The organism is Frigoribacterium sp. PvP032, from assembly GCF_017833035.1.
Taxonomy (GTDB): domain Bacteria; phylum Actinomycetota; class Actinomycetes; order Actinomycetales; family Microbacteriaceae; genus Frigoribacterium.
In genome coordinates, this window is the sequence record NZ_JAFIBM010000001.1 from 2,658,731 (window position 1) to 2,682,106 (window position 23,376).

Here is a 23,376-nt window from a genome sequence, read left to right on the forward strand (position 1 = left end):
GCAGGCAGGGCGCCTCCTCGGCTCAGGCGCCGACGTCGCCCGGGGCGTCCTCGTCACTAGAGGCGTTCGGGTCGTCCCCGTCGCTGCGGGCCGTGGCGCGCGCGGCCAGCAGGGCCCCGGCCTCGACGAGCCACCGCCGCGGGTCGGCCGTCGAGCCGGCCGTCCCCCCGGCCAGCACGGACGTGTCGACGACGTCCGCGAAGCCGGCCGTGCCGGCAGCCACCTGGCCTGCCACGAGGGCGACCGGTACGTCGTGGGCGTGAGCCGAGGAGGCGACCCACGAGACGAGCTTGCCGCCCGCCGTCTGCTCGTCGAACCGGCCCTCCCCCGTGACGACGAGGTCGGCGGCCGTCACGAGGCGGTCGAGCCCCACGATCTCGGCGACCGCCTCGGCGCCGGAGACGACGGTCGCGCCCCAGAGCAGCATCCCGAAGCCCGTCCCGCCCGCGGCCCCGGCGCCCGCCGCCGACGGATCGGCGTCGACGAGCACGGCGAGGCCCTCGAGCGCGCGCTCGAGGGCGAGGACGTCGTCGGGGGTCGCACCCTTCTGAGGACCGAACACGGAGGCCGCTCCCCCGGGCCCGAGCAGCGGGGCCGTGACGTCCGACCAGATCTGGACCCCGCCCACGGGAAGGGGCCTGAGGCCCGACAGGTCGACCCGCACGGTCGCGGCCAGCCCGTGCGAGCCGTCGACGACCGGCTCGCCGAGCGAGTCGAGGAGGCGCGCGCCGAGCTCCGTCAGCACCCCGGCACCGCCGTCGGTCGAGGCGCTGCCGCCCAGCCCGACGACGAGCCGCCGGGCCCCCGCGTCGAGCGCGTCCGCGAGGACACGGCCGAGGCCGCGCGTGTGGGCGTCGTACGGCGCCGGCGTCGCCATCAGCCCCAGGCCGCTCGCCGAAGCCAGCTCGGCCACGGCCGTGCCGTCGGGGAGCATCAGCCAGGACGCGGTGACGGGCCGGCCGTCGGGCCCGGGGACCTCGAGCCGGTGCCGCGTGCAGTCCGGCAGAGCCGCCTCCACGGCGTCCAGGGTGCCTTCTCCGCCGTCCGCGAGAGGGAGCTCGGCCACGTGGTCGCCCGGGCGGACGGACCGCCAGCCCTCGGCGACGGCGGCGGCCACGGTCGCGGCGCTCGCGCTCCCCTTGAAGGAGTCGGGCGCGACGACGACGGCGAGTCCTGGCACAGGGACACCCTGGCACACGAAGACGATGCACGTGGAAACGACAGAAGCCCTGATCTGATGATCAGGGCTTCTTTCGTCGTGCTGCGTTGGTTGCGGGGGCAGGATTTGAACCTACGACCTCTGGGTTATGAGCCCAGCGAGCTACCGAACTGCTCCACCCCGCGGCACGAGAAGAAACTTATCACGGGATCCCACGCCTCACAAATCGAGGCCGCGAGGCGCGTCCCACGGGCCCTTCGCGGCTCCCCGGGACTGCACGAACGACGACGGCCGCTCCTCGACGAGTCGAGGAGCGGCCGTCCTCATGACGTCGGGAGGGTCACTCGCCGCTTGCCGCGACCGCGTCCTCGAGGGCCGTCTGGAGGCGCTGGTCGGCCTCGGCCGCCGCCACCAGGTCGTTCGACGCGTACGCCGCCGCACGGTCGTCCAGGGCGGACTGGGCATCTGCCAGCGCCGCGTTCAGCGCCGCGTTGCCGGTGGTGCCTGCTCCTGCGTCGGGCGCCGGGGTCGCCGTGCCGGGGTCGGTCGTGCCCGAGTCGGTCCCCGTGTCGCCGCCCGTCGCCGTGCCGTCATCGGTCTCGGGCACGTCGTCGTCACCGGCGACTGCTCCCGAGTTGCCGCCGAACAGCGAGTCCAGGGCACCGTTGAGGGTGTCCTCGAAGGCGATCTTCTCGCCGAACGAGACCAGCACCTTCTGCAGCACCGGGTACGACGTCTCGGAGTTCGACTTGACGTAGATCGGCTGCACGTACAGCAGGCCGCCGCCGACGGGGAGCGTCAGGAGGTTGCCCCGCACCACGCTCGTGTCGCCTCGCGTGAGGAGCGCCAGCTGGTTCGCGACCGCCGTGTCGGTGTTGAAGTTGTTCTGCACCTGGCCCGGGCCGGGGACCGTGTCGGTCTTCGGCAGGGTGAGCAGGGACAACTTGCCGTAGTCGGGTGAGATCTCGCCCGGCGTCGAGCCCGCGTCGGCGTTGGCGGCCAGGTAGCCCGTCAGCACGTTCCTCGCGTTCTCCCCCGACTGCTGCGGGATGTACGTCGAGTAGATGGAGAAGGCCGGATCCTGGTCGGGCAGCTGCAGCGTCAGGTAGTAGGGCGGCTGCAGCGGCGGGCTGGCCGCGTTGCTCGTCGGCTCGTTGGGCGTGACCCACGCGTCGTCGCTCGAGTAGAACGAGTCGGCGTCCGTGACGTGGTACGTGCCGAGGATGGCGCGCTGCACCTTGAACATGTCCTGCGGGTAGCGGACGTGCTGCATCAGCTCGACGCTCATGTCGCTGAGCGGGCTGACCGTCGACGGGAAGATCTTCTCCCACGTCTTGAGCACCGGGTCCTCGGTGTCCCAGGCGAAGAGGTCGACCGATCCGTCGTAGGCGTCGACCGTGGCCTTGACCGAGTTGCGGATGTAGTTGATCTCGTTCGACGCGTAGACCGGGCGCTCGGTGTAGGTGTCGGCGATCGCGTCGGACAGGGCCTGGGGGTTCGAGTACGGGTACTCGCGCGTGGTCGTGTACGCGTCGACGATCCACTTGACCTTGCCGTCGACCACGGCCGGGTACGGCGCGCTGTCGATGGTCAGGTACGGCGCGACCTTCTGGACGCGCTGCGCGGGATCGCGGTCGTAGAGGATCTGCGAGCCGTCGTTGACCGCGTCGGAGAGGAACACCTGCTCCGACTGGAACTTGATCGCGTAGATGAGCTTCTTGAAGGCGCTGTCGAGCTTCGGCCCGCCGTCGCCGCTGAAGGTCGTCGTCTGGTTGGTGCCGTTGTCGTTGCTGCCCGACGGGTAGTCGAGCTCGATGTCGTCGCCGCCGTCGCCGCCGACGATGGAGTACGCGGGCGACTCCTGGCCGAAGTAGATGCGGGGCTCGTACTCGTCCGCGTCGCCCAGGGCGCCGTTGACGGGGATGCCCGACTCGAGGAACACGGGCTGGCCGTCGGCCGAGCGCTGGTTGCCGTAGGCCGCGACGACCCCGTAGCCGTGCGTGTAGACGAACGTCGTGTTGTAGGGCGTCGCGGAGCTGCCGAGCTGGTCGGTGTTGAGCTCGCGCACGGCGATCACCGTGTCCTGGGTGGCGCCGTCGATCGTGTAGCGGTCGACCGACAGCTGCTCGGGGAAGCTGTAGTACTGGCGGTACTGCTGCAGCTGGGCGAAGGCGTCCGTGACCAGGGCAGGGTCGATGATGCGGATGTTCGCGGTCGTGACCGCGTCGCCGGCGAGGGCGCCGGCCCCGGCGTCGGAGACGGCGTCGTACGGCTGCTCCTCGACGTCCGCGACGCCGTAGGCGTCCCGGGTGGCCTGGATGTTCCGGTCGATGTACGTCGACTCGACCGTGCGCTCGCTGGGCTCGACCTGGAACCGCTGCACGATCCACGGGTAGATGCCGCCGACGATGATGCTGATGATGATCAACGCCGCGGTGCCGATGACCGACAGGCGCCAGCGACCGATGATCGCGGTCACGACGAACAGGACCGCGACGACCGCGGCCGCGAGGGCCAGGATCTGCTTGCCGGGGATGCCCGCGGCGACGTCGGTGTACGTGGCGCCCGTGATCAGCTTGTTGGTGCCGTCGGACAGCGTCGCGTACTGGTCGAGCCAGAGGCTCACGCCCTGGAGCAGCAGGTAGACGGCCGCGGTCACCGCGAGCTGGATGCGTGCGACCCGCGAGATGCGGACGTCACGGCCAGAGAAGCGGAGCGCGCCGTAGAGGTAGCTCGTCGCGAGCGCGGCGATGCCGCTGATCAGCACGACCGCCGAGGCGAAGCCGACCGCGCCCTGGTAGAAGGGCAGCTCGAACACGTAGAAGCCGATGTCGAGCCCGAACTGCGGGTCGGTCTGGCCGAAGGGCGTCCGGTTCAGCCACTGGAGGGTCGTCTGCCAGTTCGTCGACGTCGCGATGCCGGCGAAGAGGCCGAGGACGACGGGCACGCCGATCACGACGACGCGGCGCAGGGGCTCGATGACCTGCTGGTAGCGGTCGAGCTGGGAGTTGAGCTTCGCGTAGACCGGTCGGAACCGGAAGGCGACCTCGATGCTCACCCACACCGGCACGGCCATGGCGACGAAGCCGACGAAGAACATCACGGCCCCGGCGAGCCACTGTGTCGTCAGCACGTTGGCGAACCCCAGCTGGTCGTACCAGAGGTAATCCGTCAGGAGCGACGAGAAGATGAAGAAGGCGATGACCAGGGCGGCGAGGACCGCCACCGTCACCAGGACGGGCAATCGGGGCGAGCGTCGTACGGGTCGCGACGATGCAGGTGACGTCAAGTGGTTGCTCCTGGATCAGGGGACGTGGACGGCCATCCTACGGGGGCCGCTCCCGAACAGGCTGCGAGCCCGCCCATCGTCCTCGGCACGTCCATGAGGGAGCTGGACGCGCCTCCTCGTGCCTACTGCGCCGAGCAGGTGGGCAGGGCCCCGGTGTCGCGGCCGTCGGCCACCGTCTCCAGCGCCGTCACCGCGTCGTCCAGGGTCGCGACCGAGTAGACGTCGAGCCCGTCCGGCACGTGGCCGACGACCTCGTCGCAGTTCGAGCTCGGCGCGAGGAACACCGTGGCGCCGGCGTCGCGCGCGCCGTAGAGCTTCTGGCGGATGCCGCCGATGGGGCCGACCGTGCCCGAGGCCGTGATGGTGCCGGTGCCCGCGACCCGCTTCCCGCCGTTCAGCTCGCCGGGCGTCGTCTTGTCGATGATGCCCAGGGCGAACATCATGCCGGCGCTGGGGCCGCCCACCTTGTCGAGCCGGAGCGTGACGTCGAAGGGGAACGTGTAGTCGACGCTGACGCCGACCCCCAGCAGGGAGGTGCCCTGCACCTCCTGGGGCGTGATCCGCTCGGTCTCGCGCTGGCCCGACCTCTCGACCACCACCTCCGCCGGGGACGAGGCCCCGTTGTCGGCCACGATCGAGCGCAGGGCGTCGACGTCGCCGTTCGTCGTCAGGTCCTCGCCGTTGACGCTCACGACCACGTCGCCCTCCTCGAGCACGCCCTCGGACGGCCCGCCGGGCGAGACCTGGCTGACCGTGACCGTGCTCGGGACCTGGTAGCCCTCGTGCACGAGGGCCGCGGCGATCGCGGACTTCTGCGAGTTCTGCATGTCGACGGCGTTCTGCTCGTCGACCTGCTCGTTCGAGACGCCCGAGGGGTAGATGGCCTCGACGGGCACGACGGCTCGGCTCGGGGAGAACCAGGAGCCGACGACCTCGATCCAGCTCGGACGGACCGACTCGTTGCCCTGGACGCTCACCGTGAGGAGGTCGAGCGAGCCCGCCGTGGGGTAGGTCTCCGCCCCGTCGACGGTGATCAGGGGAGCGTCCTCGCCCTCGTACTCGGCCGTGCCGAGGGTGTCGAACACGGGGCCCGGCTGCTCGATCAGGTAGGGCGACGGGATGAAGGTGAGCGCCAGGCCGGAGACGAGCGCGACGCCGAGGAGGGACCAGCCGAGCCGGGCAGGACGTCGACCGCCCGCGGAGGCTCGGGTCGGGGGCGTGAACATGGCCACGGGCGTTCCTCTCGCTGTTCGCCACGGGCGCAGCGAAGGACCCTGGGGCATCGGCCGGGATCCAGGCTGTTCCTGCGGCCACGAGCTAGCGTAGCCACCATGACCGATGATCCGCAGCGCGAGCCTGAGGACGAGTTCCGCGACATGCTCCGCCAGTTCCTGTCCGGCGACTCCGAGATCGACCCGTCGCAGCTCGCAGGCGCGGCGGGCCTCCCGAACGACCCGGCATTCGTGGCGCAGCTGATGAGCCAGCTGCAGTCCGCGGTGGCCCGCAGCGGCGACGGGATCGACTGGTCGGTCGCGACCGAGCAGGCCGCCTCCGTCGGCACGCAGTCGGCCGTCGCGACCACCGCGGCCGACGAGCGGGCCCTCGAGCAGGCGTTCCACGTCGCGGCCCTCTGGCTCGACGACGTCACCTTCGTCTCCGAGCTCACGGTGGCGCCGCGCCTCCTGACGCGCGCCGAGTGGGCACGGCTCTCCATGCCGGTCTGGACCCAGCTCGCCGAGCCGGTCGCCGAGTCGATCGCCGACTCCCTCACGAACGTCCTCCGCGAGCAGGCGCCCGAGGAGATGCAGCAGCTGCTGGCGGGCGCCAGCCAGGTGATGCGGAGCGTCGGCGGCACCCTGTTCGCGATGCAGCTCGGGCAGGTCGTGGGCCAGCTCTCGACCGAGGTGGTGTCCGGCGGCGACGTCGGCATCCCGCTCCTCGACGACCAGCAGGCCGCGCTGGTGCCCCAGAACGTCGCCGCCTTCGGCGAGGGCCTCGACATCGAGACCGACCAGGTGCAGCTCTACCTCGCCGTGCGCGAGCTCGCGCACGCCCGCCTCTTCCGGCACGCGCGGTGGCTGCGCCTGCACCTCATCTCGTCCATCCGCGAGTTCGCCCAGGGGATCCGCATCGACACGGCCAGGCTCGAAGAACTGGCGGTCGACTTCGACCCCTCCGACCCGGGCGAGCTGCGTGACGCCCTGGCCAGCGGCGCCCTGATCCCCCCGAAGACGGACGAGCAGCTCGCCGCGCTCGGTCGCCTCGAGACGACGCTGGCGCTGATCGAGGGCTGGGTCGACGTCGTCACGGCCCAGGCCACCGCGCGGCTCCCCCGCTCCGCCGCGATCGCCGAGACGGTGCGCCGCCGTCGGGCCGCGGGCGGGCCGGCCGAGTCGGCTTTCTCCACCCTCGTCGGCCTCGAGCTCCGCCCCCGCCGGCTGCGCGAGGCGGCGGCCATGTGGTCGGCAGTCTCGGAGGCGGTGGGCGCCGAGCAGCGCGACGCCCTGTGGTCGCACCCGGACATCGTGCCCACCAGCGCCGACGTCGACGACCCGCAGGCGCTGATCGCGCGGCTCACCTCGAGCGAGCCCGCGTTCGACGACGTCGACCAGGCCATCGAGGACCTGCTGAACGACACGAGCGACGACCGTCCCCGCGAGGCGGAAGACGGCTCGGCCGACGAGCCCGGCTCCTCCCCCGCCCCCTGACGCCCGCCCGGTCGACCGGGCACCTGTGGACAACCACGCCTCGACGCGAGGCGTGGTCCAGTCTCGTCGGGTGCCCCACCTCTCGCCCCTCCGTCTCCCTCCCCGTGCGCCCGTGGTCTGGCGTGACCCGTCGACCCTGCAGATCGGGGTCGAGCACGTGCACGCGGTGGTCGACCACGTGACGACGGGCCAGGCCGAGTTCCTTGCCGCGGTCTCGTCGGGCCTCGGCGTCGGGGGCATCTCCGCCGTGGTGGTCCAGGTGGGCTGTGACAGGTCGGAGGCCCTCGCCCTGGTGCGGCGGCTCGGTCCCGTCATCGGGGGCTCCCCCACGAACCAGCCCGAGCCGGCGCGTCGCCCCGTCGTCCGGCTGGCCGGGCACGGTGCGTTGGCCGACGAGGTGGGGCGCCTCCTCGAGTCCTGCGCCGTCGGCGTGCTGGCCGAGGACGGCGACTCGGCCGCGGCGGCGCGCGGACCGGCGGACGACGCTGCGGACGGCGCGAGGGCCCACGTCGGCGTCGTCGTCGGCGGGCTCGTCCCCGACCCCGTCGTCACGAGCGAGTGGCTCCGGCGAGACGTGCCGCACGTCCTCGTGCGCGTCGGGGACCGCTCGGTCCGCGTCGGGCCGGTCGTCGTTCCCGGGGCCACTGCCTGCGCTCGGTGCCTGCACCTCCACGACGGGGACGACGACCGTGCGTGGCCCGCCATCGCGGGTCAGCTGGCGGCCCTCCCGGTCGCCTCGCCGCCCCTGCTGGTCCTCCGCGACGCGGCGGTCCGGACCGTCCGGCGCGTCCTCTCGCTGACGAGCACGGACGGGGTCGGCCACGGCCGGGGCGGCGTGGGGCCGGCAGAGGTCGTCCGCATCGAGCTCGACACCCTCGAGGTCAGCTCGTCGGTCGTGCAGCCCCATCCCGACTGCGGGTGCGGAGCTCCTCCAGGAACCGGCTCGGTCGGCGCTCGCCGCCACGGCCCTGCCCGCTCGGCGCCCATGAGAGGCGCAGGCGCTCCCGCGCACGCGTGATGCCGACGTAGAGCAGGCGACGCTCCTCGTCGATCGCCTCCAGCCCCTGCGCGTAGCTGATCGGCACGAGGCCCTCGCTGAGGCCGACCAGGTAGACGCTCCGCCACTCGAGGCCCTTGGCCGAGTGCAGGGTGGCGAGGGTCACCGCGGCCATGGTCGGCTCGTGCTGTCCGGCCTGCCTCGCGAGGAGCTCCTCCACGAACTGCTTCAGCGTCGTGCCCTCCGGCGACGCCTCGGCCAGGCCCATCAGGGCGTTCAACGACTCCCACCGGTCGCGCAGGGCGCCGCGCTGCTCCGGTGCCTCCTGCGTCCAGCCCAGCGAGCGGAGCACGTCGCTCACTGTCTTGAAGAGGGGCTCGCCGATGATGCTGACCGAGGCTCCCTTGAGCATCATCACCGCCTCCTTGACCTCACGGAGGTCGAAGAACCGTGCGGCGCCGTGGATGCGCGTCGAGACGCCGACGTCCGCCAGGGCGCGCTCGAGCGCCGCGGCCTGCACGTTGACCCTGTAGAGCACCGCGATCTCCTCGGGGGCGACGCCGCTGGCGATCTCGTCGGCGATGGTCTGCGCGACGCCTCGGGCCTCGGCCATGTCGGTCGGGTACTGCACCACAGGCGGCACAGGCCCCGTCGACTCGACCGCCGGGTGAAGGTGCAGCGCGCCGGGTCGGCCGCGCATCAGCTGGTTCGCGGTGTCGACGATCTGACGAGACGAGCGGTAGTTCTGCTCGAGCCGGACGACGGTCGCGTCGTCGTAGCGCGAGCCGAACCCGAGGAGGTAGTCCGCCGAGGCGCCGGCGAACGAGTAGATGGTCTGGCTCGCGTCGCCCACGACGCAGAGGTCGTTGCGGTCGCCGAGCCAGAGCTCCAGGAGTTCTTGCTGCAGCGGCGAGACGTCCTGGTACTCGTCGACGACGAAGAACCGGTACTGCTCACGCACCTGCTGCGCCACGCGCGGCTCGAGCTGCATCATGCCGACGGTCGCCAGGAGGACGTCCTCGAAGTCGAGCTGCCGCCGCTCGTCCTTGATGTCCTCGTAGGCACCGTGCAGGTCGACGGCCTTCTCCACGGTGAGCGACTGGGGCAGGTTCCGCGAGTGCGCCTTCACGGCGTACTGCTCGACCGTCAGGCGGGACACCTTGCGCCACTCGATCTCGCCGGCGGTGTCGCGCAGCGACGCCGTGTCGAGCTTCAGGCCGACCCGCTCGGCCGCGTGGGCCAGGAGCTTCCCCTTGCTGTCGATCAGCCGCGGCATCTGCCCGCCCATCGTCTGAGGCCAGAAGTACGAGAGCTGCGACAGCGCCGAGGCGTGGAAGGTGCGGGCCGAGACCCCGCCCGCCCCGAGCTGACGGAGGCGCCCCCGCAGCTCGGCCGCGGCGCGCGACGTGAACGTGAGCGCCATCACGCGCCCCGGCGCGTACACGCCGGTGGCGACGCCGTAGGCGATGCGATGGGTGATGGCCCTGGTCTTGCCGGTGCCGGCCCCCGCCAGCAGGCAGACCGGTCCGAGCAGGCGCCTGGCCGCTTCACGCTGCTGCTCGTCGAGGCCGGCGAGCAGGGTCGCGGCGTCGCTCACTGGTCGAGCTCGGCGCCGAACCAGTCCTCGATGATGGCCCGGGCGATGGAGGTGCGACCGGGCAGGAGGACCTCGCCGAGCGACGCGGCGAGCTCGTCGCGGCTGAACCAGCGGAGGTCGAGGATCTCGGCGCCGTCGGGCTCGAGGGTGCCGGGGTCGTCGACGTCGACACGGGCCGTGAAGCCCAGCATCAGGCTGGCGGGGAAGGGCCACGGCTGAGAGCCCACGTACCGGGGGTCGACGACCTTCACGCCGCTCTCCTCGAAGATCTCGCGCTGGACCGCGTGCTCGAGCGACTCGCCCGGCTCGACGAAGCCCGCGAGCAGCGACCACCGGTTGGACTCCCAGAGGGCGTTCGAGCCGAGCAGGAGGCGGTCGTCGGCGTCCGTGACGCCCACGATGATCGCCGGGTCGGTCCGGGGGAAGACCTCGTGGCCGTCGTCGGCGTCGCGGCCGACCCAGCCGGCCTTGTCGCGGACGAGGGGACGCCCGGTGCGCGGCGAGAAGCGGTGGGAGTCGTGCCAGTTCGCGAGCGCGACGGCCTCGACCGCCAGGCCGGCGTCGCGGTCGCTCAGCCGGGTGCCGAACATGCGGACGCTGCCCCAGTCGTCGTCGGCCGCCGACAGCTGGGCGGAGGCCTCGTCGTCGAGCAGTGCGGCGACCAGGGGCGTGCCCACGGGTTCGGCCGCGGCGGGGTCGAGCGAGCGCCCGAGGTAGAGGTAGCCGCTCGCCTCGGGGACGTCGCCGGGGGGCAGGAGGGCGAGGCGGTCGCCGCCCGCCATCAGCAGGCGCGTGCCCCAGACCGGGAGCACGCGCGTGCCCTCGGCGGCGAGCAGCTCGGGGATGGCGTCGGGTCGTTCTCTGGTGAGGTAGTCACGGTCGACCTGGTGACGAGCGAGGGGCAGCCGGGACGTGAGCGGCGAGGACATCGGACGACCAATCATCGCGAGTTGACAGCGTGGCGAACGGCGGAGCACCGGACACTGCGGCCTACCCTGAGGGCATGGCCAGATCTCACCTCACTCTAGCCGCGTTGGCCACGGCCGCCGTCGCCGACCTCGACGTGCGCACGACCTCCCCGCACGGCTCGTCGACCGGCGACGTCGACTCCGCGCTGCTCACGACGGGGGCCGGCGACGACCTCATCGTCCGTGTCCCGCGATCGCAGCGCGCCGAGGCTCAGCAGTCCGCCGACCTCGTGGCGCTGCGGGCGCTCAGCGCCGGCGTCCGCGGGCGCCTGCCCTTCGCCGTCCCGTCCTACCGGGGCCAGGCGCCCGTCGGCCGGACCCGCGGCATCGTCTACGACTTCATCCAGGGCACGCACCTGCGCACGGCCCAGGTGACCGGCGGCTCCGGCCTGCCCACGGCGCTCGGCCGGGGCGTGGCCGCGATCCACGCCCTGCCCACCAGCTTCGTCACCGACGCCGGGCTCACGAGCCACACGCCCTTCGAGGCGATGCGCTCGACGGCCTCGCTCGTCGACCGTGCTGCCTCCACCCGGCTGCTGCCGGCCGCCCTGCTCGAGCGGTGGGAGGCGGCGATCCAGGACCACGTGCTGTGGCAGTTCCAGCCCACCGTCGTCAACGGCTCCCTCGACGCGGCGTCGTTCCTCGTGGTCGACGGCACCGTCACGGGCGTCCTGGGCTGGCAGGACCTGCAGGTCGGCGACCCTGCCCGCGACCTCGCCTGGCTGCTCGGCGCCGGCCCCGAGGCCGTCGACGCCGCCTTCGCGGCCTACAACGACGCGCGAGGCACGAGCGACCACCAGCTGCGCCGCCGCGCCACCCTCTACCGCGAGCTCGACACGGCGAAGTGGCTGCTGCACGGCACGGCGACGAAGAACACCGCCGTGGTGGACGACGCGGTGGGCATGATGGCCGCCCTCGTCGACCGGCTGCAGTCGCCCGACGGGGTGTCGATCTCGTCGGACTCGACGGCCGCGCTCGACCTCGACGGCGTCGAGGAGCTGCTCTCGACCACCGAGCGCCGGCACGGCTGACGCCGCGCGCTAGCCGCCCGCCTCCACCTCGTCCCAGAGCGCCGCGAGCTCGTCCCGGCTCGCGATGTGCCGGGGCTCGACCACGACGTCGTCGGCCACGAAGTAGAAGGCCGCGTCGATGTCGGCCGCGGGCACGCCGCGGAACGCGGAGTACGCCTCGCGGTAGAGGGCCAGCTGCAGCTGCCTCAGCTCGAGGTCGGCGTCGTCGGCAGGGGCGCGACCGGTCTTCCAGTCGACCACCTGGAGGCGCCCCTCCCGCTCGAAGACCGCGTCGATCTTGCAGATCACCGTTCGACGGCCGAGCGGCAGGTGCACCTCGAGCTCGACGTCGACCGGCTCGAGCCGGGCCCAGGGAGACCGCTCGAAGGTGGCCTGCAGCTCGCCGAGACGGCGGGCGTCGTCGGGGTCGACGAGGCCGTTCCCGCTGCGCTCCTCGTCGTCGTCGAGGTCGAGCTCCGGCCGCCAGGCGTCGAGCAGCTCGGCTCGGCCTGTCGGGCGGTAGCGCCGCTCGACCCACTCGTGGAACAGGGTGCCGAGGCGCGTGGCCCGGTACGGACGCTCGGGCAGCGGGCGACGGAGGGCCGAGGCCACGCCGGACGGGTCGCTGACGTAGTCCTTGAAGCGCGACGCCGGGATGCGCTGCGGCAGGTCGATGCTGCCGGACCGCCGACGGATCGCCTCGCGCTCGAGCAGCAGCAGGTCGATGTCGTCGGCCCAGGGCCCAGTGTCGTCACGGCGGCGGGCCGCCGCGTCGCCGGTGCCCTCGCCCGCGCCGTCGCCGATGGCGTCGCCGGGCTCCGCCTCTTCTCGGGCCCGCAGGGTCCTTCCGACCCGCACGGCGGCGAGCTCGACCCGGGCGCGCCTCGGGCCGAGGGGGTCGACCGGCCAGGCGAGCTCCCGTGACGACTGGGCCAGGGGGTCGAACTCGTCGTCGGGCCCGGCCGGCACCGCCTCGGCCGGGACGAGACCCGCCTCCACCAGCTCGGCCAGGTACCGGCTCGGCTGCCGGGGCTTGACGGTCGACGACCAGAACGAGCCGCTGAGCAGCAGGGCCTCCTTAGCCCGGGTGAACGCGACGTACGCCAGGCGTCGCTCCTCCGAGAGGTGCCGTCGCCGCAGGTCGTCCTTGAAGGTCGCGAGGCGCTGGTCGAACTCCTTCTGGTCGTCGACGGACCGCCAGGCGAGGTCGGGCAGCTCGGCGGCGTCGCCCCGGAACTCGAAGGGCAGCTCGCCGAAGCCGAGCCAGCCGACGCCCTCGCGGGACGTGCCCGGCAGCTCGCCCTCGACGAGGCGCGGCACCGCGACGAGATCCCACTCGAGGCCCTTCGACCCGTGCACCGTCAGCAGCTGGACGGTGCCGGGCTCGCCGTCGTCCGACCTCGGCCCCATGTCGTCGCGCCGCTCGGCCGCGGCGAGCCAGGCGAGGAAGCCGCCGAGGGCCGCGTTCTCGTCGGCCGCGACGTAGCCCGTCAGCTCGTCCTCGAAGGCCTGCAGCCACGCGCCGCCGTGCCCCTGTCCCGTGGCGGCCGCGACCTCGACGTCGAGCAGCATCTCCTGCTGCACGAGCGTCACGAGATCGACCAGGTCGAGGCCCGTGCGTCCGCGGAGGAACGCCAGCTGCGAGCCGAGGCGTCGCATCCTGGCGAGGCCCTCCTCGCTGAGCCCCCGGAGTTGTCCGTGGCCGTCGGGCGCGGTGGTGACGAAGTCGAGTGCGTCGACGACCGACCCGTGCTCGCCCGCCGCGACGGACGCGCGGAAGCCGTCGGCGACCTCGTCGGCGAGCACCTGCTGTGCGTGGTCGTGGGCGAACAACCAGGAGGCGACGGAGCGGAGCGCGGCGACGTCGCGCAGTCCGATGCGCCACCGCGCCCCCGTCATGAGGCGGATCAGCTCGGAGCCGGCCGAGGGGTCGTGCAGCACCCGGAGGCACGACACCAGGTCGACGACCTCGGGCCGCTGCAGCAGCCCGCCCACGCCGAGGACCCGGTACGGCACGCCGTGGGCGGCGAGTGCCTCGACGAAGGCGGGCATCGTCTTCTTCGACCGGAACAGCAGCGCCGCCGTCCGCGTCGACGGCACGCCGTCGACGGCGGGCGCGTCGGCCAGCTCGCGGGCGAACCAGGCCGCGACCTGCTCGGCCTCGCCGGGCAGGGTCTGCTCGAAGATCGTCTCGACCCTGCCGGCGGGAGCTGCGGGCCGGGCGCGCAGCTCGCCGACCGGGACCTCGGACGCCGCCGCGAGCTCGGCCACCACGACGTTCGCCGCGTCGAGCACGCTGCGCGAGTTGCGCCAGCTCGTCGAGAGGCTGTAGACCGCGTCGGGCTCGGCGCCGAAGTCGACGGGGAACCGGCCGAGGTTCGCCGCGGAGGCGCCACGGAAGCCGTAGATGGACTGGTGCGGGTCGCCGACCGCCATCACGCCCGTGGTCGCGAAGAGGCGCGACAGCAGGCGCGTCTGGACGACGCTCGTGTCCTGGTACTCGTCGAGGAGCACGACGCGGAAGCGCGCACGCATCGCGTCGACGACCTCGGGCGCGGTCTCGCAGACGTCGAGGGCGAGCGCCACCTGGTCCGAGTACTCCACGAGGCCCCGCCGCGCCTTCTCGTCGGCGAACTGCTCGGCGAGCGCGACGAGCGGCGGCAGCGCCGACACCGCGGCGACCGCGTCGGCGACCGACTTGTAGGCCGATCCCTTGGCGGAGGGCAGGCCCGCGAGGTCGAGGAACCGGTCGCTGAGACGGAGCACGTCGTCGCCGTCGGCCACGTTCTCGCTGAGGGCTCGGCTCAGCCGGAGCACCGCCTCCGTCAGGGAGTCGACGCTGCGCCCGAGCCCGGCGAGGCGCTCGTCGCGGCTCGACACGACCAGCGAGCGCGCCAGCTGCCACGCCGAGGCCTCGCCCAGCACCTGCGACTCGGGCTCCCGGCCCACGCGGAGGGCGTCGTCGCGGAAGACCCCGTTCGCGAAGGCGTTGTACGTCGACACGGTGGGGACGTCGAAGGGATCGGGGTCGTCGCCCAGCAGCCCCGCCTCGCCGAGCTGGCGGATGCGCCTCTCGATCCGCTCGCCCAGCTCGCCGGCCGCCTTGCGCGTGAAGGTGAGGCCGAGCACCTGCGACACCTCGACGTGGCCGTTGGCGAGCAGCCAGACGACCCGGTTCGCCATGGTCTCGGTCTTGCCGCTGCCGGCGCCCGCGACCACGAGGGCAGGCACGAGCGGCGCCTCGATGACCGCCTGCTGCTCGCGCGTGGGCTCGGGGAGGCCGAGCCGCAGCGCGACGTCGACGGCGGACAGGCTCACGAGCTGACCTCGCCGACCACGTGGATGCGGCAGGAGCCGCCCGACCGGCCCTCGCAGTGCTCGTCGAGGCGGGCCAGGAACACCTGCCCCGCCATGCCCTCGGCGGCGGTCTCGACGCGGTCGCGGAACTCCCTCAGCATCTCGGCGTCGAAGGCAGCCTGGGCGGGCTCGCGGTAGAGCTTGCCCCGCACCCCGGAGGAGACGACCACGAGCTTCGCCCCGCCCGGCGGCGTGCCCTCCGGCACGGCCTCGATCGCGCCGTCGGCCAGCGCGAGCTGGTAGCTGCCGAGCTGCGGGTGGGCCGCGATCGCCGAGGACGACGTCGGCGCGGCCCGCCCGGTCTTGAGGTCGACGATGACGGCGGCCCCGTCGCGGGTGCGCTCGACCCTGTCGATCGAGCCACGGAGGCGGGCGGGACCGGTGTCGAGGGTGAACGACGACTCGGCGCCGATCAGCTCGCCGCCCGACTGCGCGAAGTCGCGCAGGTAGGAGGCGAGGCTCTCGGTCATCTGCCGGGCCCGGCGCTTCTCCGCCTCGGCGATCCAGGGGGACTCGAAGTCGAGCTCGTCCCAGCGGGCCTCGACCGCCTCCCACAGGGCCTCGACGTCGGTGTCGACGGCGTGCTCCATGACGGAGTGCAGCACCGTGCCGATGCCCATCGAGGCGTTCGGCGCAGAGCCGCCGAACCGGTCGACGAACCAGTGCAGCGGGCACTCCTCGAACGAGCCGAGCTGTGACGGCGACACCCCCACGTGGGCCTCGGGCTCGGCCAGGTCGACCAGGGGCTCCGACGTGCTGGGCTCGGCGAGGCCGTACCACTCGCCAGGGTGCGCCCCGGCCACTGCGGCCGCTGCGAGGCGGGCCAGGCCGGCCGTCGCGGACTCGACCCTGCCCTGGTGGGTCGACTCGACCACGACGTGCCGCAGGTGCCCCACCAGCCCCCTGAGCGACAGCGGATGCCCCGCGGTCGGCGACGGCGCGTCGCCCGGCAGGAGCCGGAAGAAGACGGAGGGTCCCTCGTCGTCGTCGGAGGTGCAGGACAGGACGACCTGGCGACGCGCCCGGGAGACCGTGAGCGCGAACATGCGCAGCTCGTCGCTGAGCACGGCGGCGCGCGCGTCGACCGTCGCGGGCACGTCGCCGGGGCCCTGGCCGGCCTGCGCCGCCTCGACGAGGTCGTCGGGGCCGAGCAGTCCGCCGCGCACCCGGAGGTTCGGCCACACGCCGTCCTGCAGCCGGGCCGCGACGACGACGTCGACCTCGAGGCCCACCGCGGCGGACGGGGTGCAGACGAGCACAGACTCGGCGGACGCCTGCGGCGAGAGGGTGTCCTCGGGGACCTCGGCCCCGAGGAGGGCGTCGAGGAAGCCTGCCGCCGGCGCCTCGGGAGTGCGCTCGACGAAGCGCTTGGCGGCCGTGAAGAGCGCGACGACGCCGTCGAGGTGCCGATCTGCCTCGGCCGCCACGATGCCCCGGCCTGCGGCACGGGTGCTCCACTCGCGAGCGAGGCCGCTGCGGTCCCACAGCCCCCAGAGGACTTCTTCGATGCTCGCCCCGGCCGCCGCCTCGCGCCGCGCGCCGTCGAGGCTCGCCGCGAAGCGGCCCGCCCTGGCCGCCGGCCTCGAGTCGATGGTCGCGAAGCGCCCCGGCCCGGCCAGCGCCTCGACGAGCAGCGCGTCGGCGGAGCGCGTGCCGCCCCCGGCGAGCTCGTCGGCACGCAGGGCGAGGCGGAGCCGACGGAGGGACAACGCGTCGAAGCCCGCGAGCGGGCCCAGCAGGAGCTCGCTCGCCAGGTCGGCCGTCAGCTCGTCGCGACCGACGGCGACGGAAGCGGCCAGCAACAGGTGACGCGCGCCGTGCTCGTCGCGGACGGCGCGGCCGGCGATCGAGGTACGTGTCGGCACGTCGGCGAGCTGGAGGCCGCGGGCGACGCCGGGCACCTGGCCGCCGCTGCGCACGACGACCATCATGCGCGACCAGGGGACGCCGGAGACGAGGTGGTGCTCGCGCAGCACCCGGGCCACGGTCGAGAGCTCGTGCGCGGGGCTGTCGGCCTGGACCGAGAGCACAGGGGGGACGCGACGGCCGGGCTCCCCCACGTGACCGGGCCCCTCGGTGCCCTTCGTGGCGGGCGTGCCTGCCCCGGGCCGGCCGGGCTCAGCTGCGTGCTGTCGCCCGGCGCCGGCCGTCCCGATGCGCGCGGTGACGCGCTGCACCAGCTCGCGGAGCGGCGGGTCGTGCCGGTGCGCGGTCGACAGCCAGAGCGTCTGCGCGTCGGGCAGCCCGAGCCGCTGGCCGAGTCGGCCCAGCACGTCGGGACTGCCGCCGCGGAACGCGCTCGTGGCCAGATCGGGATCGCCGAGGGCGATCACCGCGATCCCGCGCCGTGCCAGGGCACGGAGCAGGGCGACCGTCGACTCCGTGGCCTCTTGGGCGTCGTCGACGAGCACGGCGCGGAGCCCGTCGACGACCGGGGCGGTCTCGCCGCGGTCGAGGGCCGCCACGGCCCAGTCGACGAGCTCGGCCGAGTCGAGCCGACGGCCCGGCATGGCGTCGACGACGGCGTGGTACTCGTCGACGAAGTCGGCGACGGCCGCCCACGCCGGACGGTCGCGGACCGCCGAGAGCCGACGCAGGTCGTCGGGCGAGAGCCCCTGTTCTGTCGCGCGCATCATCACCTCGCGCAGCTCGGTGCGGAACCCCCTCAGCACGCGGACCCGAGGGCCGAGCTCGTCGGGCCACCGGGGGCCCGTGCCGTCGGCCTCGTGGCCCTCGAGCAGCGAACGGACGACCGAGTCGTGGTCGCCGCCGGTCAGCAGCGCCGGGGGCTCGGCCCCGGCCAGGCGGGCGGCGTGGCCCACCACGTCGAAGGCGAGCGAGGAGACGGTGCGCGCGAGCGGGCCGGGGGTCGGCACGTCGAGCCGCGCCGCCAGGACGTCGCGGAGGCGCGTGGCCGTCGTGCGGGACGGCGTCAGCGCAGTCACCGAGCCGGGCGCCCAGCCACGGGTCTCGAGGCGGTCGGCGACGAACTCGACCAGCGCGGTCGTCTTGCCCGTGCCCGGGGCGCCGATCACCGCCGCGGAGACGCCGTCCGCCAGGTCGAGCACCGCCCGCTGGGACGCGTCGAGGTCGACGGCGGGCCGCGCGTCGGTGCCCGACACGGGGCGGAAGGAGGTCGTCACCATGCTCTCGACGCTAGCTGGTGCCGCCGACACCGAGCAGCGACGCCCCCTGGTCCCGCCGCGGCGCTTGCGCTCTCGGTGAACGCGCGAGGCCGTGTCCGGCCGGGTCGGATATCGTGACGACGTGGACATTCGCATCGGCATCACCAACAGCCCCCGTGAGATCAGCTTCGAGACGTCGCAGACCGCGGCAGAGGTCGAGGCCATCGTCGCCGGCGCCCTCGACGGCGGCAAGACCTACGTCACCCTCGCCGGTTCCAAGGGCAAGACGTACCTCGTTCCCACCGCCTCCCTGGCCTACGTCGAGGTCGGCTCCGACGAGAACCGCCGCGTCGGCTTCGTCAGCTGACATGGAGCTGCTCTTCGTCGTGCTCGGCGGCGCGCTGCTGGGCTTCGTCGCCCACTTCGCGCTGCCTGCCCACGACACCCGCGGGGTGCTCCTCGCTCCTGCGGCCGGCGCGGCCGTCGCGGCCGTCGTGTGGGAGGTCCTCCTCCTCGCCGGCCTGCGGCCCGACGGCGGCTGGATCTGGGTCGTCGCGCTGCTGCTGTCGGGCGTCGCGGCGGTGGTGGTCTGCCGCGTCGCGGCGACCGTGAGGAGGCGCCGCGACGGCGACCTGCTCGCTCGCCTCACCCGAGGCTGACGGCGCCGGGGCGCAGAGGCGCAGAAGCGCCGGGCGTGGAGATCAGGCCGTGAGGCCGAGGGCGTCCATCCGGCGCGTGTGCGCCGCGACGAGCTCGGTGAAGACCGGCTCGAGACGCTCGTCGTCGGCCGACTCGTGCGAGGCGGAGATGGCCGCTCGCGCCACGAGCAACGTGTCGCCGACGAGGCGACGCCCCCAGAGGGCGAGCCGGGAGGCGAGCTGCGGGTCGTCGTCGATCGCCGCCGACAGCTCGGCCACGATCGCCGGCTCGTCGTCGCCTGCCTCGAGCACGCGCACGATGCGGTCCCTGTGGTCGGAGGAGAGCCCTGCCGCCAGCCGCACGAACACGTCGTTGAGCAGCCCGGCAGCGACGTAGGAGGCGAGGATCGCCTCGTGCCAGTCGGCGCCCTCGGTGCGGCGCCGGAACTCGTCCACGGCGTCGCGGTGAGGCTCCATCGAGGCCGTCGGGTCGCCTCCTGTGCGCTCGATCTCGGCCAGCAGGCCGCGGTGCCGGTCGAGCGTGCTGCCGGCGACACGGGCCGTCATGCGCTGTGCGCGGACGTGCGGCGCCGAGGCGGCGGCGCGGCCGAGGCCCTCGAAGAGCGACAGCTCGAGGTACGCGGCCTGGCCGAGGTACACGTCGAGATCGGGGGTGAAGTCGCCGAGCTCGACCCGGTTCACGGGCACCACCTTGGAGGCGGGCCGCGGCCACTGGATGGACGGGACGCCGCGCTGAGACCTCCGGCCCTTCCATGACACCACGCCGCAAGCTTACGGGGTCCGGGGGTCGCGACCGCACGACGGGCTAAACTGTCCGCGATCCGCCTACACATGAGACAGGGCAACTACGTGACTTTCACCGATCTTCAGATCGACCAGGACATGGTCGACGCACTGGCTGCGAAGGGGATCCTCGAACCGTTCCCCATCCAGACCCAGACCATCCCGCTCGCGCTCTCCGGCCAGGACATCATCGGCCAGGCCAAGACGGGCACCGGCAAGACCCTCGGCTTCGGCCTCCCCATCGTCCAGCGCATCGGCCTCTCCCCCGAGCCCGGCGTCAAGGTGCTCGTCGTCGTCCCCACGCGCGAGCTGTGCGTCCAGGTCGCCGAGGACCTCGAGGTCGCGACGTCCAACCGCGACACGAAGGTCGTCAGCATCTACGGCGGCAAGGCCTACGAGGGCCAGGTCGAGCAGCTCAAGGCCGGCGCCCAGATCGTGGTGGGCACCCCCGGGCGCCTCCTCGACCTGGCCGGCCAGCGCCTCCTCGACCTCAAGGGCGTGCAGGAAGTGGTGCTCGACGAGGCCGACAAGATGCTCGACCTCGGGTTCCTCAGCGACATCGAGAAGATCTTCCAGCAAGTGCCCGCCACGCGGCACACCATGCTGTTCTCGGCGACGATGCCCGGCCCGATCGTGGCCCTGGCCCGCCGCTTCATGACGAAGCCGATCCACATCCGCGCGACCGACCCCGACGAGGGCCTGACGCAGGCGAACATCAAGCACGTCGTCTACCGGGCGCACTCGCTCGACAAGGACGAGGTCATCGCGCGCATCCTCCAGTCCGAGGGCCGCGGCAAGACCGTGGTCTTCACCCGCACCAAGCGCGCCGCCGCCAAGCTGGTCGAAGAGCTCAACGACCGCGGCTTCAACGCCGCCGCCGTGCACGGCGACCTCAACCAAGAACAGCGCGAGCGCGCCATGGCGGCTTTCAAGGCCGGCAAGAAGGACATCCTGATCGCGACCGACGTCGCTGCCCGCGGCATCGACGTCAACGACGTCACGCACGTGATCAACCACACCGTGCCCGACGACCACGACACCTACCTGCACCGTGCCGGCCGCACCGGCCGCGCGGGCAAGACCGGCATCGCGGTCACGTTCGTCGACTGGGACGACCTGCACAAGTGGGCCCTGATCAACCGAGCCCTCGACATGGGCCAGCCCGAGCCCGTCGAGACGTACTCGTCGAGCCCGCACCTCTTCGAGGACCTCGACATCCCCGTCGGCACGAAGGGCCGCCTCAAGTCGGCCCCGAAGGCCGCCGTCGAGGGAGGCGCGGCGACGGCCCGCGAGCGCAACCCCGGCTCGCGCAGCCGGTCCCGCGGCGCGGAGGCCGACTCGGGTCGCCGTGGCGGCGAGGCCGACTCCGGTCGCCGCGGCGGCGAGCAGTCCTCGCGCCGCGACCAGGCTCCCCGTCGCGACCAGGCGCCGAGCGAGGCCCCGGCAGCTGCGCCCGCCGGCGACGGCGAGGCCCCGCGCCGCCGCAGCCGGACGCGCCGCCGCCGCCCGGCCGGCGACGCGCCCACGTCGTAGCCCCGGCTCGCGTTCCCCGAGGAGGCCCCGCACCGTCACGGTGCGGGGCCTCCGTCGTCGCACGGCCGCCGATGCCGCTCCCGCGTCTCCGAACGCTCGAGGGCGGGTCGCCGGCGTCGAGGGCGGGTCGCCGCGGACCCGCCCTCGACGCAGACGACCCGCCCTCGGCGAACCACGAGGGGCAGCGGCCGAGCGGTCAGCCCTCGACGGGGCCCCAGCCGGTGGCGGCGTCGACGATGCGCGCCAGCTGCTCGGGGTCGGTGCTGTTCTCGCCCAGGCGGTTCGGCTTGCCCGTCCCGTGGTAGTCGCTCGACCCCGTCGTGATGAGGTCGTGCCGGGCCGCGAGCTCGCGCAGGCGCTCGGCGCCCGCCTCCGTGTTCTCGCGGTGCCGCACCTCGACGCCGAGCAGTCCCGCCTCGACGAGCTGGTCGAACGACCGTGCCGAGATGTTCGTGTCGCGTCCGCGCGTGGCGGGGTGCGCGATCACGGGCACGCCGCCCGCCGCGCGGATGAGCCGGATGGCGTCGATCGGACTGGGGGCCTCGTGCGGCTCGTAGTAGCCGGAGCGCCAGTGCAGGATGCCCGCGAACGCGGCGCTGCGGTCGGGTGCGAGGCCCTTGGCGACGAGAGCGTCCGCGATGTGCGGCCGTCCGAGGGTCGCTCCGGGGGTCGACTGTGCCAGGACGTCGCCCCAGTTCACGTCGTAGTCGGCGGCGATGCGCTCGACGATGCGCTCGGCGCGGTGCAGGCGGCTGTCGCGCAGGCGCGCCGTCTCAGCCACGAGGGCCGCGTCCTCCGGGTCGAAGAGGTAGGCCAGCATGTGCACGCTGTTCATGCCGAGCCGCGTGCTCATCTCCATGCCCGGCACGAGGGTCATCCCGGTGCCCGCGACGGCCCGCGTGGCCTCCGACCAGCCCCCGGTCGAGTCGTGGTCGGTCAGCGCCACCACCGCGAGGCCCGCTGACGCGGCCGCGGCGACGAGCTCGGCGGGGGTCTCCGTGCCGTCCGAGACGCTGCTGTGGGTGTGCAGGTCGATCGGGCGGTGGGACATCCCTCCATCGTAGGCCGACGTCGGTCCGGCCCGCCCGGGCGTCCTCCGTGCACAGGACGGGCGGTCGCCTATGCTCGGTCCCGCCATGATCCGTCGTCTCGTCGCCTTCGTCCTCGTCCTCGCGGTCGCCGCCGCCCTGTTCGTCGCGCTCTGGCCGCAGCAGCTCGACCTGCAGCGGACCTGGCCGCTCGCCCAGCTCGTCTCCTTCCGCGGGGCGGCAGCAGCCGTCGCCGGCGCGCTGGCCGTGGTCCTCTTCGTCGTCGGGATCGCCGCCCGCCCCCTGCGGTCCATCGCCGCCTCCCTCGGGGTGCTGCTGCTCGTCTTCGGCGCGGTGTCGATCGGCGTGGCCGCCGCCAGGGGCCTCGGCCGGGACGACTTCGTCGAGGCGCTGCCGACCGACCTCACGGTCGTCGTCTGGAACACCGAGGGCGGTGCCCCGGGCGCCGAGGCGATCGCCGGGCTCGCCGTCGAGGAGGGCGCGGAGATCGTGAGCCTGCCCGAGACGAGCGCCGAGGTCGCGACGGCCGTTGCCGAGGCGATGGGCGCCGCCGGCCTGCCGATGACCGTCAAGACGGTCGAGTACCCCGACGTCGACGGCTCGAAGCCCACCTCGCTCCTGCTGGCCGCGGGGCTCGGCGAGTACACCGTGGCCCTCGCGGAGGACGGCTCGGCCGTCGAGACCACCCCGCTCATGCCGTCGGTGGTCGCGACCCCGGTCTCGGGCACGGGCCCGACGATCGTCGCCGCCCACCCCGTCGCGCCGACCACCTCGCAGATGGACGCCTGGGACTCGGGCCTCAGCTACCTCGCCGAGGCCTGCACCGACGGGAACGTCATCATGGCGGGCGACTTCAACGCGACCCTCGACCACATGGCCGGCCTGGGCACCGCGGGCGGCGCACTCGGCCGCTGCCGTGACGTCGGGGTGACCACCGCCAACGCCGGCCTCGGCACCTGGCCCACCGACCTGCCGCCGCTGCTCGGCACCCCCATCGACCACGTCCTCGCGACGCGTTCGTGGATGCCGACCGGCTACAAGGTCGTCACCGACCTCGACGAGGCCGGGACCGACCACCGACCCGTCGTCGCGCAGCTCACCATGACCGGCGCCTGACGCCCGGCCCCTGACGCAGGCCGCCC

The 23,376-nt window shown here is 73.5% G+C and carries 15 protein-coding genes, 1 tRNA gene and 1 pseudogene; 7 read left to right on the forward strand and 10 right to left on the reverse strand.

All coding sequences use genetic code 11. The features are described 5' to 3' along the window. Positions 1 to 22: 22 nt before the first annotated feature. The 4 genes from JOE35_RS12220 to JOE35_RS12235 form a co-directional block, all read right to left on the reverse strand. Positions 23 to 1,180, reverse strand: a complete 1,158-nt coding sequence (locus JOE35_RS12220) for a glycerate kinase (RefSeq protein WP_209561294.1) — start codon at positions 1,178 to 1,180, stop codon at positions 23 to 25. 87 nt (positions 1,181 to 1,267) lie between these two features. Beyond that, positions 1,268 to 1,344, reverse strand: a tRNA-Met gene (locus JOE35_RS12225). A gap of 155 nt (positions 1,345 to 1,499) precedes the next feature. Beyond that, positions 1,500 to 4,403, reverse strand: coding sequence for a UPF0182 family protein (locus JOE35_RS12230; RefSeq protein WP_374099706.1), 2,904 nt, complete (start codon positions 4,401 to 4,403; stop codon positions 1,500 to 1,502). Positions 4,404 to 4,570: 167 nt separating this feature from the next. Further along, positions 4,571 to 5,674 (reverse strand): PDZ domain-containing protein, encoded by a 1,104-nt coding sequence (locus tag JOE35_RS12235; RefSeq protein ID WP_209562050.1) that lies wholly within the window; start codon positions 5,672 to 5,674, stop codon positions 4,571 to 4,573. A gap of 105 nt (positions 5,675 to 5,779) precedes the next feature. Between JOE35_RS12235 and JOE35_RS12240 the strand changes: the two genes are divergently transcribed. After that, positions 5,780 to 7,156: a zinc-dependent metalloprotease gene (locus JOE35_RS12240; protein ID WP_209561296.1), complete on the forward strand. Its 1,377-nt coding sequence runs from the start codon at positions 5,780 to 5,782 to the stop codon at positions 7,154 to 7,156. A gap of 589 nt (positions 7,157 to 7,745) precedes the next feature. Then, positions 7,746 to 8,033, forward strand: a pseudogene (locus JOE35_RS16145) (hypothetical protein); the annotation flags it as partial. Between the two features lie 4 nt (positions 8,034 to 8,037). On the opposite strand, the gene JOE35_RS12245 reads toward JOE35_RS16145, so the two are convergent. Further along, positions 8,038 to 9,750, reverse strand: coding sequence for an ATP-dependent helicase (locus JOE35_RS12245; protein ID WP_209561297.1), 1,713 nt, complete (start codon positions 9,748 to 9,750; stop codon positions 8,038 to 8,040). Continuing rightward, the gene (nudC, locus tag JOE35_RS12250; protein WP_209561298.1) at positions 9,747 to 10,679 is read right to left on the reverse strand and encodes an NAD(+) diphosphatase; all 933 of its coding nucleotides are present in this window, start codon (positions 10,677 to 10,679) and stop codon (positions 9,747 to 9,749) included. Before nudC ends, JOE35_RS12245 begins: the two co-directional genes overlap by 4 nt. Positions 10,680 to 10,753: 74 nt before the next feature. On the opposite strand from nudC, the gene JOE35_RS12255 reads away from it, so the two are divergent. Further along, complete coding sequence (locus JOE35_RS12255; protein WP_209561299.1) at positions 10,754 to 11,749, forward strand: phosphotransferase; 996 nt, start codon at positions 10,754 to 10,756, stop codon at positions 11,747 to 11,749. A 9-nt stretch (positions 11,750 to 11,758) separates the two neighbouring features. Here the strand turns inward: JOE35_RS12255 and JOE35_RS12260 are convergent, their stop codons facing one another. Then, a complete protein-coding gene (locus JOE35_RS12260) occupies positions 11,759 to 15,046 on the reverse strand; it encodes an ATP-dependent DNA helicase (RefSeq protein WP_307803069.1) in 3,288 nt (1,095 codons plus the stop codon). After that, complete coding sequence (locus JOE35_RS12265) at positions 15,043 to 18,231, reverse strand: ATP-dependent DNA helicase (protein WP_209561300.1); 3,189 nt, start codon at positions 18,229 to 18,231, stop codon at positions 15,043 to 15,045. Before JOE35_RS12265 ends, JOE35_RS12260 begins: the two co-directional genes overlap by 4 nt. 121 nt (positions 18,232 to 18,352) lie before the next feature. Here JOE35_RS12265 and JOE35_RS12270 point away from each other — a divergent pair, with 121 nt between their 5' ends. Beyond that, entirely contained in the window at positions 18,353 to 18,577 is a 225-nt protein-coding gene (locus tag JOE35_RS12270; protein ID WP_209561301.1) for a DUF3107 domain-containing protein, read from the forward strand. Position 18,578: 1 nt separating this feature from the next. Further along, positions 18,579 to 18,869, forward strand: coding sequence for a hypothetical protein (locus tag JOE35_RS12275; RefSeq protein ID WP_209561302.1), 291 nt, complete (start codon positions 18,579 to 18,581; stop codon positions 18,867 to 18,869). Between the two features lie 42 nt (positions 18,870 to 18,911). Here JOE35_RS12275 and JOE35_RS12280 read toward each other — a convergent pair whose 3' ends face one another. Next, the gene (locus JOE35_RS12280; protein ID WP_307803070.1) at positions 18,912 to 19,631 is read right to left on the reverse strand and encodes a ferritin-like fold-containing protein; all 720 of its coding nucleotides are present in this window, start codon (positions 19,629 to 19,631) and stop codon (positions 18,912 to 18,914) included. An 87-nt stretch (positions 19,632 to 19,718) separates the two neighbouring features. On the opposite strand from JOE35_RS12280, the gene JOE35_RS12285 reads away from it, so the two are divergent. Further along, positions 19,719 to 21,185 carry a DEAD/DEAH box helicase gene (locus JOE35_RS12285; protein ID WP_209561303.1) on the forward strand — a complete coding sequence of 489 codons (1,467 nt, stop codon included), beginning with the start codon at positions 19,719 to 19,721 and terminating at the stop codon, positions 21,183 to 21,185. Between the two features lie 196 nt (positions 21,186 to 21,381). Here JOE35_RS12285 and JOE35_RS12290 read toward each other — a convergent pair whose 3' ends face one another. Then, complete coding sequence (locus JOE35_RS12290; RefSeq protein ID WP_209561304.1) at positions 21,382 to 22,236, reverse strand: PHP domain-containing protein; 855 nt, start codon at positions 22,234 to 22,236, stop codon at positions 21,382 to 21,384. Positions 22,237 to 22,321: 85 nt separating this feature from the next. On the opposite strand from JOE35_RS12290, the gene JOE35_RS12295 reads away from it, so the two are divergent. Beyond that, on the forward strand, positions 22,322 to 23,350 hold the full coding sequence (locus tag JOE35_RS12295) for an endonuclease/exonuclease/phosphatase family protein (RefSeq protein WP_209561305.1): 1,029 nt from the start codon (positions 22,322 to 22,324) through the stop codon (positions 23,348 to 23,350). The last annotated feature ends 26 nt before the right edge of the window (positions 23,351 to 23,376 follow it).